Genomic DNA, 15406 nt, shown 5'->3' on the forward strand with positions numbered 1-15406 from the left:
TCTTATTCTTCTCCAATCAAACGTAGTAAATAGTGACCATATTCATTTTTCTTTAAAGATTGAGCCAAATCATGAACCTGCTCTTTGGTAATATAACCCATACGATAAGCAATTTCTTCCAGATTTGCCACTTGAACATTCTGCATACGCTGAACTGTTTCGATATATTGAGCTGCTTCCAATAAGCTTTCGTGAGTGCCTGTATCCAACCAAGCAAAACCACGTCCCATCAGCTCAACAGACAAATCACCACGTTCTAAGTATGCCTTGTTGACATCAGTAATTTCTAACTCTCCACGTGCACTTGGCTTGATCTTCTTAGCAATTTCTACAACATCGTTATCATAGAAATAAAGTCCTGTAACTGCATAATTAGAACGTGGTTGTTCTGGTTTTTCTTCAATAGAGATTGCATTCATATTGTCATCAAATTCAACCACACCAAAACGTTCTGGATCTTTCACTTGGTAACCAAAAACAGTCGCTCCTTTTTCCTTCGAAGCAGCTTTTTGAAGCATTTTGCTAAGGCCTGGTCCATGATAAATATTATCACCTAAAATCAAAGCCACATGATCATCGCCGATAAAGTCGGCACCAATAATAAAGGCTTGAGCCAAACCATCTGGACTTGGTTGCTCCGCATAAGAAAGTTTAATACCAAATTCTGAGCCATCACCCAACAAATCCTCAAAACGAGGGAGATCTGTCGGAGTTGAAATAATCAAGATATCTTTGATACCAGCCAACATAAGGGTTGATAACGGATAATAAATCATGGGTTTATCATAAACCGGCATGAGTTGTTTAGACGCGGCTCTAGTTAAAGGATATAAACGTGTACCCGAGCCACCTGCAAGGATAATACCTTTCATAATGAGTTTCCTCTCTTAATGTATTCTCTTCATTTTACCATTTTTGAAAGCGGATGTCACTTATTACTTAACAACCAAAATTTAAAGCAAACTCCTGTAACTGTTTTGATATTTCTATTCAACCAGAAATCATTGTTGACTCAATCATATAAAATCGTCTTGGTTTCTTTGACACAATGATGCTCTTCATCCCAATAGTGAATGCGCTCAAAAGAACCTCGTCGCCAATATAAAGGAAGCCTAGTCCTAATGTCATCCTGCATATCCAATTGCTCAAGCTCTGAAATCTTCCACCATTTGGGTTCCCCTTCCCGACTAGTTCCATGAACTTGACCTGTAAACTCAGTACAGAGAAAATCATAGTAAACATAACGCTCCTGTTTGTCAGGATTTGTAAAACCAGAAATTCCCTTTAAAACTAAATTAAGAGCTGTCAATCCTGTTTCCTCTTTCAACTCTCGCACAGCTGCTTCAAAAAAAGATTCTGGAAACTCAACTTTCCCACCTGGTTGAATCCAGCCTTTAAAATCATCGTGTTGCCGATTGAGTAAGAGAATCTGATTCCCCTTTTTTACACAAATATTAACCCAATTTAAAATATTCTCTGTCATCTACTTCTCTTTCTTAATCGATCTTTTAGAAGAATAAGCAACTAGACTTCAGCTACCGCTTATTTTCTGCCCCAATAATGGCTATTTATTTATATTTAAACGGATTTGTAGAAACCTGACTGGCTAAAAATTTAACTTCCCAGCCCTCTTCTACTTTCCAGTCTTGAAACTTTTCAACTAATTTTTCTACAAAAAGCACTTCTATATGATGACCCGGATCCAAAGCTAGAAGACCCTCACTTAGCATATCTTGTGCTGTATGGTAGTAAATATCGCCCGTAATATAAACTTGTGCTCCCTTAGCAAGCGCCTCTTTGTACAAGGATTGACCACTGCCACCACAAATCGCTACTTTCTCAACCATTCGCTCCAGATCCGTAGCCATATAACTCACCAAACGCAGACTATCCAGACCAAATTTTTCCTTAACCTTGATTGCAAATTCTCCAAAAGTCTGAGGCACGATCTTGCCAATACGCCCAATACCGTACCCGGGAGCCGTTTCGCTAAGATAATCCGTATCGGTGATTTCCAGTAGATCACAGAACCAGTCATTAAGACCATCATCTACAATATCAATATTGGTATGGCTGACATAAACTGCAATATCATGCTTAATTAGATCGATGTAAATTTGATTCTGAAATCGCTCCGCCACCAAATCTTTAATAGGACGAAAAATTGGAGCATGCTTAACCAAAATCAAATCCACTCCCTTTTCAATCGCCTCTGCAACTGTCTGCTCGCGGATATCCAAAGCCACCAGCACACGCTTAACTTCCTTATTTAGAGTTCCAATTTGCAGTCCTCGAACATCTCCCTCCTCGGATAAGTCCTGAGGGCAGTACGCTTCATAACGATTAATAAAATCACTCGCTAGCATGGAGTACCTCCTTGATTTGCTTGATTTTTTGGGACATAGCTGAGCGTTCCGCTAGATTTTTCTCTGGAATTTTAGCCAGTGCTTTTTCCAACTTATCTGCTTCCCAGCGCCATCTATCTCGAAAAATTGTCGATTGTTCTCTCATCAGATAAGGTCCAAAGCGTTCTTGATCAGCATTCAACACTTGCTTCCCCTGCTCAGCTATTATAATCTCGTAGAATTTCCCATTTTCTTCCACAAGAGCTTCCTTAATAATTTGAAAATCATGACCACACAACCACCTGCGAAGTTCATCTTCTCGATTGTTGGGCTGAAGAATCAAACGCCTAACAGATGCCAATTTAGTACTACCACGTTCTAAAATATCTGCAATTAGCCTTCCTCCCATCCCTGCAATAACGATATCATCAATCTGATCTCCCACATCAAAAGCTGCCAAACCATTTGCTAAACGAACAGAAATTTTATCAGATAAACCATTATCCCTCACATTCGCAACCGCAGACTGATATGGTCCTTCAACAACTTCTCCAGCAACAGCCGACACAATACGCCCTTGCTGTATTAAATAAATGGGTAAATAGGCGTGATCACTCCCCACATCCAAGATTTTATCCCCCTGTGGAACAAAACTAGCCACTTTCTCCAATCGTTTTGAGATATTCTTTACTTGCATAATAACTCATTTCTAAAATAATCGTTTTATTTTAGTATATCATTTTTAAAGAACTTAAAAAAGAGCCTACTCCCAGAGAAATAAATAACCCCCACTTGTCAAGCTAAGCAGGGGAAAATATTACGATTATATCTATATCATACTAAATATGGAAGTTATGGACATGTACATTACAATTTTTTATTCACTCTGTACTTTGAAAAAATCTTTTGTCAAATAGCCTTTCCCAGCCACTATATCATACTGGATTAGCTTCAGATCTTCTGCAATTTGCCTTCCTTCTGCATCCAAATTTTTTTTACCAACACTTGCCTTATGTAAAACTTCTGTTAATAAAGCATAATAAGGGGACACTTTTGAATTGGTCTGTTCTAATAATAAAGCTGTGAAATCACTTGAATTTACAATTGGATAGTTCAATTTCGGGGTTTCATAATTACTCCACACAAAATAATCTGTTAAATATTGACTCTCTGGATTATTCTTAAAAGCCGATTGAGGATATAATCCTGGTAAATGATCTCCATAGAAAACAACCGTAACTTTCTTATTGATTTTCGAAAGCCGATCAAGAAAATCTTTTGTGGCGATATCTGTGTGGTGCAATAGGCGCGTGTAGTTGGTCAATTGTTCATTTACATCACTAGAAAAATTTGAATTAGAAGCTTCAATATTGTTTGGTTCTTCTTCTTTCCAAGGAGAATGATTTTGCATCGTCATAACAGAGAAAAAATAATTCTGATTATCTTTCATGTTATCAATAATTAATTGATAAGTGGAACTATCACTATAATTTACTCCCTGATAATGAACATCCAGTCCTTTTGTTAATAAACTAATAAATTTAGAATAACCTAAAGATTTATAAATAACATTTCTAGAGTAATTTGTTGGCGCAGCTAAATGAACAGCAACCCGATTCTTGGCTTCAAACTGGTTACTAATGACAGGAAATTTATTCATTTTAGGAACAACTTCTGTATAAGCAACAGAAATACTGGGTGATAAATTATAGAATGGTAGACCGGTTAAAGATTGAAACTCCATGTTGGCTGTCCCACCACCATAGCCATCCGATTTCATTAAACCACTCGTATTCTGCTCCTTAATTGTTTGAATATTTGAAATAGGATTTTTAGAAAGCTTAACCCCTTCAACACGAGTAGGATCAGAAAAACTTTCACTTAATATGTAAATAACCGTTTGTTCTTCTATTTTATTTGTTCGTTCTTTATTTAAAATTTGAGAAGCTTTTTGATATTTTTGCTCAATTGCTTTAATTTTTTCGGCACTATACTTCTGAGGTTTATACATTGTACTATCTGACAGCTGTGATAACCATACAAATACAAGTGAACGTGAGCGAGCATTTATCGTGTTTCCATACCAATTCAAATCTTCATAATTATTAAGAACAGAAATTATAGGTATATTCTCTTGGATTTTACCATCTTTTTTATTTGTAAATATTCCCACAATTGACATTAACAATACTGCAGTTAGTATCAAAATAGATAAGCGATATTTATAATTTGGTATAATCTTATTTGCCAATATTTTTTTTCTGAAAAAAATATACAAACTTACTATAATAAAAAGCCCCAATAAAATATATACTATACATGCAAATCCATTCACGAATTCTAATAATAATTTAGGCTCCTTTAACCAAACAATATCACTAGGTAATATCGGTTCTTGACGGAATTGAAATTTAAGGCTACTCGCTATAGTTACCCCACTAATAATTAGTGAAATAAATATAGTAGAAATTAAAAAACGATTAAATATGAGATACATAACCAAAAAAATAGCAAAGAAAATAATAATTTGAAACGAGGTTGCTCCTGTTGAAAGACGAAATTCGGTATCTCCTCTTATACTATTTTGTATCGTAAAATTAAAAATAATAGCAAATAATAAACTAAACAAACTAGCAACTGAAAAACTAGCCTTATTCTTACAAATATCTTTTATTGCTTTTACCGAGAAAAAACTAGGAGTGGCAAGTAAAATAGTTAAATAAACAAGCAAACCTATTAAAGAGAAGGCGAAGTAATCAGTTATTTGAAATTTATTATTAACGATAAATTTTTTTAAAAAACTGGTTTGCTTGAGAAACTCTAAAGTCTTACTATCCAATAATATAAAATTTAATAATACCTGTGATAAAAAGAATGTTTTTAAAATATCACAATTTTCTTCATTGATTATCAAACTATCTAAAAACTTTATATTATTTAATTTGGGAGTATATTTAAAAACAATTGCTAACAATAATGTTGGAATAATAAAAATCAAAGAGTTTAGCTGAAATAAATGGTTAGCTTTAAAATCCCACAAATCATAAGAAGGTACAGTTAAATGTATAGACATTTCTAGCAAATAAGAGAAAAATAAATATTCCATATAAATTAATAATGTATAAAAATAGAATCTTTTATTTAAAACCTTTGATATAACATACCCTAAACATACTGCAATTAACAATACACATAGTAAACCAAATAGCATATAGGAAGTGATTGTTTTGCTTTCATTTTCTTCTATAAATTTTAAACAAACTCCTATTACATTAAAAAATAAAAAGCTGATTAACAATATACTAAATTGTCTATAATATTTATTTAATATTTTCATAATTATCATCCAATAAAATTCATTGTTTAAATTACTAAAAAACAAGCCTTGATAATCTTTGATAGAAAGATTAATCAATGCTCATTAATAAGATAAAATGAATTTTAAAAACTTCACGAAGTAAATTTTCGTTTTAATCTTTTCAGCAAATACTTAATTGCACTCCCTGGTCCACGATAAATATATTTCAGAGCACCTTTAATACCACCAATATTATCGAAATTTATATAGGTGTTTGGTAAGGTATCTGGACGAATATTTAAAACGATATTATCCACAAAAGGAGTAATATAAATCTCATTTTTAGAGATTGCGTAGTCATAACGTTGAGACCATGCTAAATAAACCAAAATTCGTTCAATAGAATGTAAAATGGTATGCTGTGGTAGTGGTTCTGATGGAATATCTTCATCTTGCAGATTCAAATCAAATAACGGTTTCAGGGCAGCATATTTAAACCAAATAAAGGTTCCATAACTCATGACAAATGTATTTAATTGATTGAAATCTATAGACCGTTTAATATTCATTCGTTCCCAGAGCAGGTTCATATCATCTGCGAATTTATTTTCATTCCACGGATCAACAATCTTTGTATAACGGAAAAAAGATGGAATATCAGCAATAACTAAACCTAACCGTTCATCATTTTCCAAACTAGCTATAACTTTATCTGCCGGTTTGATTAACATATCAAAAAGTTCATTTCTCCATGAATCTCCTACCCAATGCGGATACTCTGGAGATTTTTTCGTATGAAAATGACCGATATAATCATATTTTGACAGTTCTTTTTTAAGTTTCAACATCGGAATAACATCACGACCCCGATTTCCAGTAATATAAACTTTACCTACCTTACCATATTTTGTTAAAATCTTTTCAATTTCCGCTTTCTTTTTCTCAGAATCTGTTGTCAAAAATAAATCGTAATTAAAATGAAAACCTTCAAAAGCTATTAAAAATTCTTCCAAAAGATCCACATAATAAGTATGGAGATGCACCGCAACTTTCTTTTGATTTGAATACTGAAATTGATTATCTTTTAATACTTTTCTATCAAGCAAATATGGAGGTGTTGGTAAACTCATATCAGACATATGAGATAAAATAAATTCTGTCGGATAATCTGATTCCTGTTCAATTGCCTTCAGTAAGTAAGGAGATAAATGTTGAGTCAAATCAAATGTTTTTATCTTAATAAAAGGAACATGATTTTCCAATAAAACATGCGGATAATGAATTGTGAAGTTACTATGGAAAAAGTCATCTTTTAAAGGAATCGTATTCAAAATTGTCTGATATTTAAAACCTGCATCTACAAATTTCTTGGTGTACTGGGTCTCATAATTATCAATAACCTTTTGTACATCTATATAATTTTCAACTGATTGCCAGAAATTTTGAAATACGGTTGACTGAACTAGTCTATTTTTAAAAGAAATAAAATAAGATTGAAGATGTTCATTAATGAACAGATTTCTTTGTTTAACTTCCTGATGATTCGTCATTCCCCAAAAGTCTACTTCTGAATTAGACTCATATTTTTGATAAATAGGTTTCATATCCCAAAGTGGACCAAAACAAGTATCGTTCATCACAGTAATTGAATCGTATTCTTTCAACTTGTCAAAACCAACTAAAGCCATACCATCATGCCATGCTCCAAAATCATAACCAGTATTTTCACGTTGAATAAATTCGTCAATTAACTTTTTTTCACGAAGTTTTTCTACTTCAGATAGACTTAACTTGCTATTTGAAATAAAAACAAGTTTTTCAAATAAAGGCCGCATATGTTCAATTTGGTAAAATACATGTCGACTGATATGATCGTATTTATTAAAATGAACATAAATTAATAATCGTTTCATTGTCTTCTCCTAAAGAAGTTAATAATTTTAGTTGGAATGATCCAGCGTCTGCTTCCTATAACCGCATTGTGTTCATGAACTAATTTTTGATAGTCACATTCTAACTGTTGAATCTGTCCTTCTAAATCCGTAATGTTCCCCAACAATTTCTGGTTAAGTCCATTCGCCTCTGATAATTCAGTCAAAACCGAACCTTCTTTCATAGGGTCAAAAATATCTTTCATTTCATACGAAAAAAGAAATTCTGAATCACCAACAGTATCAATCTGATAGTGAAGCTGAGGATCATTTTTCCCGAAAAGTAATTCATTAGAAAGCAAAAGTCCATTTGTAAAAGTAACTTCCACTTCTGTCTGCTTATGGTAAGTTTTTAGGCTAACATTTTTATAATAATTAGGAACCTCAGATAAATCAATTCTCAACCTAGCCGCTTCATATGGAATCTTAAAATAAAGTTCATCTGCATACTGTAATGGAAATTTCAGACTATTTGTTTCCGAAAATTCTTCATCTGCTCGTGCGTAAAAAATCGTAATAAGCTGCTTCTTTATATTCAATATGGAATGATTTGGCAATATTTCTCCTAACAAGGGGCTAAGAGCTTGTAGGGTTTTCTCTGTTCTTGTTGAAAGGGATGCTATATTTGCAAGTAAACTATCATAACACTTATCAAGTGTATAAAGCTGTTTAGCTCTATCTCTTGCAAGAACTGCATTATTCTTATATATATCGAAATTTTCAAGAAAATCTGCCATCTTATCAACCAATGAGTCAATATTTCCCAACTGATATGTCGTACCCACACCAAAATACTCTTTCACTGATTTATAGCCATTATTATTCGAAACTATTGTAGGAACTCCCCTCAAAATAGATTCAATAAAAACGAGAGGAAAGGCTTCGGATTTAGAAGTGTATATACAAATATCTGAATCTGTCACTTTTTTCCACGGTTGGTCATTATAACCCCAAAATTGGACGTTAGTTAATTCATATTTCTCAATAAAAGCATCGCACTCCTCTTTCGCCTCTTTTTGCCAGCCACCAATGAAAATTAAGGGAATATCATTGCTCCCAAGTTTTTTATATGCTTTAAGAAGCTCAATTTGATTTTTATTTTCATTTATTACACCAATTGAAACGATTCTTCTTTGATTGGACTCTGCCAAAGCTTCAGTTGTAAATTGTGTATAAGGAATAAATGTTTCTAAATTAACAGGATTATTATTTAACTCAGCCAATTTTTGGGCTAGATTTCCCCGTACAGAAAAAACTTTATCCGAACTATCAAAAATAAACTTCATTTTTTTGGCATAATATTCAAATTCTCTCTCTGGAAATTCATGGATAAGCCAAAAATGTGGGATATTCTCACAAGCTGCTGCTACAGCTCCTTGAAAAACATTTGCCGTGTTAGAAATAACTAAATCAATATCTTGCTCAATAATAATATCTCGTATTTCTTTAATATTCTTTTGATAAAAAGCAATACGTTCTTCTCTAGAAAATAGTAATTCACCAGGTGCTTCTTCCCACCACCATTTTATCGTAGATAGTGGAAACAAGTGAACATTGGCATTAGACAGCTTGCTTTTATAACTTGTATGAGTCGGGTGCCCATTTTCAGGATAGACGTTGTAAATATCATAGCCGATTTTAGATAAATAAACCATTAAATTCGTTATTGATTTTTCAGCTCCATTGTCTAATGTCCCAGTTGGAGAGATAAATAAAATACGCTTTACCATAATTCAGCCCTCGTTTTGTAAAGTTTTATATGTCCGATTCTTGCCAACTTCCATTTCTAACAAGTAAGCCCGTTGCAGAATCTAATGCAGATTTATCATCCTCTGGAATATCATTCCGTTCAATAAAGACGATTGGAGCTTTTGAAGATACTGCAAAAGCTAAAACACGCTTGTCAGTATCACGAACTGTTGCTTCTAATCTTAAACGAGCACGGTTTAAATAAGGAAGCTTACATGTATAAGTGACTTTCTTTTCGCCTGTACCACCGATTTTTAAATCCATAGAATTATCATTATAATACCCATAATTAGTGTTAATATCAACAAATGACATAGCAATATGGGTTTCAATGTTTTGGAGTTGTTTAAAGGTAAATTCAAATTTCAACTCATCATCTGGCGTGACTTGATTTGGAGATAACAATTTTACTTCAAAGTTCTCAACTAATGCAACTTGTTTCATTTTATTCTCTGAAGAAGTATCTTTCTCTTGCGTTGGTTGAATAGCATTATCAAAGCTATACTGATTCGCAACATCATCAGGATTTCCAATCGCCTTAATCAACCCATCCTCAATCAAAACAGCTTTATTGCAATATTTTTTAACAGCACCCATATCGTGCGTAACAAGAATAGTTGTTTTCCCAGATTTTTTTCGTTCTAAAAAATAATCGTTACATTTTCTCTGGAAAGCTTCATCACCGACTGCAAGAACTTCATCAAGAATGAGAACATCACCTTGTGCTTTAATCGCGACCGAAAATGCCAAACGAACCTGCATTCCGCTTGAATAATTCTTCAATTTTTGATTCATGAATTCATGTAATTCGGCAAAATCAACAATGTCATTGTACATGGCATCAATTTCTTCTGTTGTAAAACCAAGCATAGCACCATTCATATAGACATTTTCACGTCCAGTCAATTCTGGGTTAAAACCAACACCAAGTTCAATAAAGGAAACCATTTTCCCATTGACTGTGACTTTCCCTTTCTCAGGAACATAAATTTGCGAAATGATTTTTAAAAGAGTAGACTTTCCTGAACCATTACGGCCCACAATCCCAAAGAAATCACCTTCCTCAACCTCAAAGTTAATATCTTTTAAAACATCTTGTTCCGTATAGCCTTTAATCCCCTTAAAATAATTGACTAAATTGGTACGTAAACTTTGCGTTGCTTCAGTAGGAAGTTTAAAATACTTACTGACATGATCAACTTTTACTGCAATTTTTTTATCTGACATTATAAAATCTCCGCGAATCTCTTAGCATTTTTATGGAAAATATAATACCCAATTCCAAAGATGAAGAAAGGAAGAATGTAGGGCACTATAGCAACACCTTTATGACCAATTAAATCCCAGCCACGCATGCTTCCTGAAAAAACAATATAGTGCCGCAAATCTTGAATGATCTGTGCCAAAGGATTTAACATCATGAGTTTTGCAATTGTCACTTGACCACGTTGCAAAATAAAGGTAAGAGAGTAGATAATAGGTGTCGCATACATTCCTGCTTGCATCACTACTTCCCAAATCGGACCAATATCTCTATATTTAACAAATAACGTCGCTAATATAAAAGCAATTCCTGTTGAAAATAAAATCAATTCAACAAATAACGGAATAACTGTAAACCAGCCCATGGATACTGCTACTCCATTAACTATAGCAAAGATGAAAACAACCAATAAATTAATAGAGTAGTTAATTGCTGCACCAACAACTGAAGAAATAACAATGATCTCTTTGGAAAAGTTAAGTTTTCGAAGCAAATCACCACGAGCAACAATAGACATCATCCCCATATTTGTAGCTTCTGAAAAGAAATTCCAAGTTACCATACCAACTAAAAGACCAATAGCATAGTGTGGTGTTCCATCATCGAATCTTAAAAATCGCACAAAAACTAAATACATAATCGTAAACAAAAGTAAAGGTTTCAAAATGGACCATAGATGGCCAATTAAACTTCCTTGATACCGTAATTTAAAATCCGTTTTAATCATCTCGCGTAAGAGAATCATATTTTTTCGACTAAATAAGTCCATCATTACTCCTTATAAGCAAATTTTGTAAGAATTAGAGTGGTAAAGACCAAAGTATGGAAGGTGCGATTTTTTCGGAAACCATATTTCCGTAGACGCTTATATCGTTCTGTCAAAGGTACTTCCATGATTGTCACAAAATTTTCAATCATTTCTTTATTTTGAGTAGTCAGAGGCAAAGCTAATAAATTCTTTGCTTGTTTTTGACTCGCTTGGATGAGATTCCAATATTTTGCAAAGAGAATATGCGGGCGAATCCAATTTTGCATTCTTTTTCTGAATGTTCTTGCACCTAAAACATTATTCGAATGTTGCCGATACAATTCTCCCTGCTTATCAATATAAACCAGCTTGCCAAAAGCTGTAGCTAATAGAGCTAGATACCAGTCGTGCATGAGTAAGTCATACTCCTCCTGCCCAGTCCATAAGTCAGCCAGAGCTTGATTAATCATCGAAACGCCACCAGTCACAGTATTTTCTGTTAATTCTTGGAGCAATTCTGTATTGGCATGATCCGATTGTGTTTGAATCATACTTTCATGAACAACATTGAGTTCCTGATCTACTACTTTTAAATCCATATAAACAAGTAAAGGTAGCGTATTATCATATTTTTCTGCTTCTTTCAGCTGCAGCTCTATTTTTTCAGGCAGCCAAACGTCATCCTGATCGCTAAATAGATAGAAATCTGACGTTTGATATTTCAAAAGATGAAAGAAACTTTTAATAACCCCAACATTCTCGACACTATCAGGATTCACAAAACGAATGCGATTATCTTTTTGACAAAAATCTTGAATAATCTCACGCGTCCTGTCTTTAGATCCGTCATCTCGAATTAACAGCTGCCAGTCTGTATAGGTCTGCTGCCTAATGCTCTCAATTTGTTCTGCTAAAAATCGCTCACCATTGTAGGTGGACATGAGAATCGTCACTTTCATGATAAAAATAATTCCTCGTATTCACCCACAATTTTTTCCCAGGTGTAGTTTTCTTTCATATTTTCTTTGGCAGCTTGCCCTAATTGGGAGAAATCAGCTTTCATATCTACTTGGTCAATCAATGCTACTAAAGATGCATCTGCTTTCTGCCAGTAGAAAGCAGTTTCCTTTGCAACTTGATGATTAAAATCGACATCTAAAACCAAGTTCAAATCCGTTTGCGCCAACGCCTCCAGCAAGCCAGGATTGGTTCCACCGACTTCGTGACCATGAATATAAGCAAAGGCTTGATTACGAATGTACTTCAATAATTCCTGATCATAAACCGTTCCAACAAACTTAATCCGCTTATCTTGGTCAAAACCTGTTTTATTTCGCAACTCGTCAAAATAAACATTCCCTTGATAATTGCAGACAATCAGTAAATCTCGTTGCGTCTGCGACTTCATAAACTCACGAATGATACTTTCATAGTTATTTTCTGGAACAAAACGTCCAACAATCAAATAATAATTTTTTTCTTTACTCTGCCATTGGTTAAAAAAATCACGCACTTTCGTAGTCTGATCTGTCAAAGAAGATAAATTTAAATCTGTTCCATAAGCGATAAAAGTCGTTTTAGACCAAGGATAGATCTTGTTGATGTACATTTCAATTCCTTGATTATCTGAAATTACCAAATCTGCATGTTTAGTCATCAACTTTTCAGAATACTTGAGATAAGCTTGAACTGGTTTTGCCCACTTTGCACGCTTCCATTCCAGACCATCAGGATTGATGTAAAATATACCACCGGCATGGTGAATTTTTCGAGCAAAAGGTGCAATAAAAGCTCCGATTGTATTTCCTAAAATATAAAAAACTGGTTGAACTATTTCTTGCTCTTTCACTAACTTCAAAGCGTAGTTGATTGCCATCATATCATAGGCAATAACACGAGCTGGACCAAATTTTGGTGCTTGAATCGTAAAACAATCTACGCCTTTGTAGTCAAAATGATGATAGGCTTCTTTATCTGACAAGCAAGCCACATGATACTGAATCTGTGGTGAAACCTGGTGTCCAACCAAATTTTCTACAAAAGTTTCAAATCCACCATATTTTGCAGGAAGACCACGACTTCCAATAATGAATACATGCTGCATGATTTTCCTCACTTCAAGATTTTACAATCCATACTATTATACCACTTTATGAACAGTTTGTGTAACATAAAAGAGAAAAGCAACCTTTCGGCTGCTTATACCTTATTTCTTTCCTTGCCTATAAAATTCTTGCAAAGCATCTTGCCACGTTGGAATGACAAAGCCGGTTGCCTTAGCTTTAGCTAAACTCATGGTCGAATTCAATGGACGTTTCGCTTTCGCTGGAAACTTACTAGAGTCTACTGGCAAAACTTCGACATCTGTATTCTTTAAGATTTCTACTGCAAAATCATACCAAGTCGTATCCTCTGTAGCATCATTTGACAGATGATAATAACCAAATTCTTTTTGATTTTCTGCTAAGTAAGTCATGAATTCGGCTAACGTACGTGTCCAAGTTGGACGACCATGCTGATCATTAACAACTGTTAGGGTTTTATGTGTTTTGGCTAAATTCTGCATGGTAAAAACGAAGTTCTTTCCATAATTTCCAAAGACCCAAGCAGTGCGAATAATATAGAAACGACTAGAATATTTCTCAACAAGTTCTTCTCCCATACGCTTCGTGCGACCATATTCTGTCTGAGGGTCTGGTTGATCATCTACCTCCCACTCCTGACCAACTGGCCTATCTCCAGCAAAAACATAGTCAGTAGATATATAAACAAGTGTTGCACCATACTTTTCTGCTGCTTTAGCAACATTCTCAGTTCCTGTAACATTGATTGCATAGTCCAATTCTTTTCCTTCATCTTCCGCCGCATCAACTGCTGTATAGGCAGCACAGTGATAGACTAGACTTGGCTTCACTTCGGAAAAGACCTTCTCAACCATTTCGGCATTGGTAATATCCATTTCTGCCACGTCAACTGCCACATACTCTTCGTTGCGTTCATCTAAAAGATAACGAAGTTCTGTCCCAAGTTGTCCATTAGCACCTGTAATTAAAATCATTTGACATTCCTTTCTGAATAATAAACATTCAATGAACTTAATTATACCAAAAAAAGTAGAAAAAATCTGGTTTCTACTCACTCTTCTCTTTAATGATATAAACTGGCCTTTTTTTGGTTTCCATGAATATTTTACCCATATATTTCCCTAAAATGCCAATCGTCAATAATTGGAAACCGCCTAGAAAGAGAATAATTGAAATCATCGAAGGCCAGCCAGATGTAGGATCCCCAAAAATCAAGGTACGAATAATGACAATAATGATAAGGAAAAATGCCAATAAGCAGGCAACAACTCCTCCCACAAAAGCTATTGTCAATGGAGCATCTGAAAAATTGATAATTCCTTCTAAGGAATAATTAAACAACTGCCAAAAATTCCAGCTCGTCTGACCTGCTACGCGCTCCACGTTTTTGTATTCTAAATATTCTGTCTTAAAACCAACCCAAGCAAAAATCCCTTTTGAAAAACGATTATACTCAGAAACCTCTAAAACGGCATCCACCATCTGTCTGCGCATAAGACGAAAATCACGCGCTCCATCTACCATCTCAACCTGGCTAATTTTATTAATCAATTTATAAAACATCTTCGCAAAAAAACTACGAATCAGAGGTTCTCCCTCGCGTGTTGTACGACGCGTTCCTACGCAATCCAATTCAGCATTTTCATCTAGCATATTTTTCATTTGAATCAATAATGCAGGTGGATCTTGCAAATCCGCATCCATAACAGTTACATAGTCACCCGTTGCATGCTGCAAACCAGCATAAAGAGCTGCTTCTTTCCCAAAATTTCGCGAAAAAGAGAGATAATGAACATTTCTATCTGTTTGATTCAAATCACGTAGAACTTGCAACGTCCTATCTTTTGAACCATCATTCACAAAGATATATTCAAACCCTTCCTTTATCTGCTGTTTTATTTTTTCCATTTCTGTATAAAATAATGGAAGCGACTCTTCCTCGTTAAAACAAGGAATGATGATTGAGATTGTCATTTTAGCCTCCTTA

General features: G+C 34.3%; 13 protein-coding genes. All 13 read right to left on the reverse strand.

What is annotated here, in order from left to right; genetic code table 11:
* Nucleotides 1-2 precede the first annotated feature (2 nt).
* On the reverse strand, nt 3-872 hold the full coding sequence (gene rfbA, locus PCY10_RS03510) for a glucose-1-phosphate thymidylyltransferase RfbA (RefSeq protein WP_003072993.1): 870 nt from the start codon (nt 870-872) through the stop codon (nt 3-5).
* A 140-nt stretch (nt 873-1012) separates the two neighbouring features.
* A complete protein-coding gene (locus tag PCY10_RS03515; protein ID WP_102573699.1) occupies nt 1013-1483 on the reverse strand; it encodes an 8-oxo-dGTP diphosphatase in 471 nt (156 codons plus the stop codon).
* Nucleotides 1484-1568: 85 nt separating this feature from the next.
* Nucleotides 1569-2366: a Nif3-like dinuclear metal center hexameric protein gene (locus PCY10_RS03520; protein ID WP_301558839.1), complete on the reverse strand. Its 798-nt coding sequence runs from the start codon at nt 2364-2366 to the stop codon at nt 1569-1571.
* Nucleotides 2353-3042: a tRNA (adenine(22)-N(1))-methyltransferase TrmK gene (locus PCY10_RS03525; RefSeq protein ID WP_009568484.1), complete on the reverse strand. Its 690-nt coding sequence runs from the start codon at nt 3040-3042 to the stop codon at nt 2353-2355. Before PCY10_RS03525 ends, PCY10_RS03520 begins: the two co-directional genes overlap by 14 nt.
* Before the next feature lie 180 nt (nt 3043-3222).
* Entirely contained in the window at nt 3223-5682 is a 2460-nt protein-coding gene (locus tag PCY10_RS03530) for an LTA synthase family protein (RefSeq protein ID WP_301558840.1), read from the reverse strand.
* Nucleotides 5683-5795: 113 nt separating this feature from the next.
* Nucleotides 5796-7556: a rhamnan synthesis F family protein gene (locus PCY10_RS03535; RefSeq protein WP_247937682.1), complete on the reverse strand. Its 1761-nt coding sequence runs from the start codon at nt 7554-7556 to the stop codon at nt 5796-5798.
* Nucleotides 7553-9304, reverse strand: a complete 1752-nt coding sequence (locus PCY10_RS03540; RefSeq protein ID WP_301558841.1) for a glycosyltransferase family 4 protein — start codon at nt 9302-9304, stop codon at nt 7553-7555. Before PCY10_RS03540 ends, PCY10_RS03535 begins: the two co-directional genes overlap by 4 nt.
* Before the next feature lie 25 nt (nt 9305-9329).
* Nucleotides 9330-10550 carry an ABC transporter ATP-binding protein gene (locus tag PCY10_RS03545; RefSeq protein ID WP_301558842.1) on the reverse strand — a complete coding sequence of 407 codons (1221 nt, stop codon included), beginning with the start codon at nt 10548-10550 and terminating at the stop codon, nt 9330-9332.
* Nucleotides 10550-11356 (reverse strand): ABC transporter permease, encoded by an 807-nt coding sequence (locus PCY10_RS03550; RefSeq protein WP_003073002.1) that lies wholly within the window; start codon nt 11354-11356, stop codon nt 10550-10552. Before PCY10_RS03550 ends, PCY10_RS03545 begins: the two co-directional genes overlap by 1 nt.
* A 2-nt stretch (nt 11357-11358) precedes the next feature.
* A complete protein-coding gene (locus PCY10_RS03555; RefSeq protein WP_301558843.1) occupies nt 11359-12294 on the reverse strand; it encodes a glycosyltransferase family 2 protein in 936 nt (311 codons plus the stop codon).
* A complete protein-coding gene (gene cps2T / locus PCY10_RS03560; RefSeq protein ID WP_117282951.1) occupies nt 12291-13439 on the reverse strand; it encodes a beta 1-4 rhamnosyltransferase Cps2T in 1149 nt (382 codons plus the stop codon). Before cps2T ends, PCY10_RS03555 begins: the two co-directional genes overlap by 4 nt.
* Nucleotides 13440-13541: 102 nt before the next feature.
* Entirely contained in the window at nt 13542-14393 is an 852-nt protein-coding gene (gene rfbD, locus PCY10_RS03565) for a dTDP-4-dehydrorhamnose reductase (RefSeq protein ID WP_301558844.1), read from the reverse strand.
* A gap of 73 nt (nt 14394-14466) precedes the next feature.
* A complete protein-coding gene (locus PCY10_RS03570) occupies nt 14467-15393 on the reverse strand; it encodes a glycosyltransferase family 2 protein (RefSeq protein WP_301558845.1) in 927 nt (308 codons plus the stop codon).
* Nucleotides 15394-15406: the final 13 nt, after the last annotated feature.

Origin of the sequence: Streptococcus sp. SI1 (assembly GCF_030439945.1) — a bacterium.
Taxonomy (GTDB): Bacteria; Bacillota; Bacilli; order Lactobacillales; family Streptococcaceae; genus Streptococcus; species Streptococcus intermedius.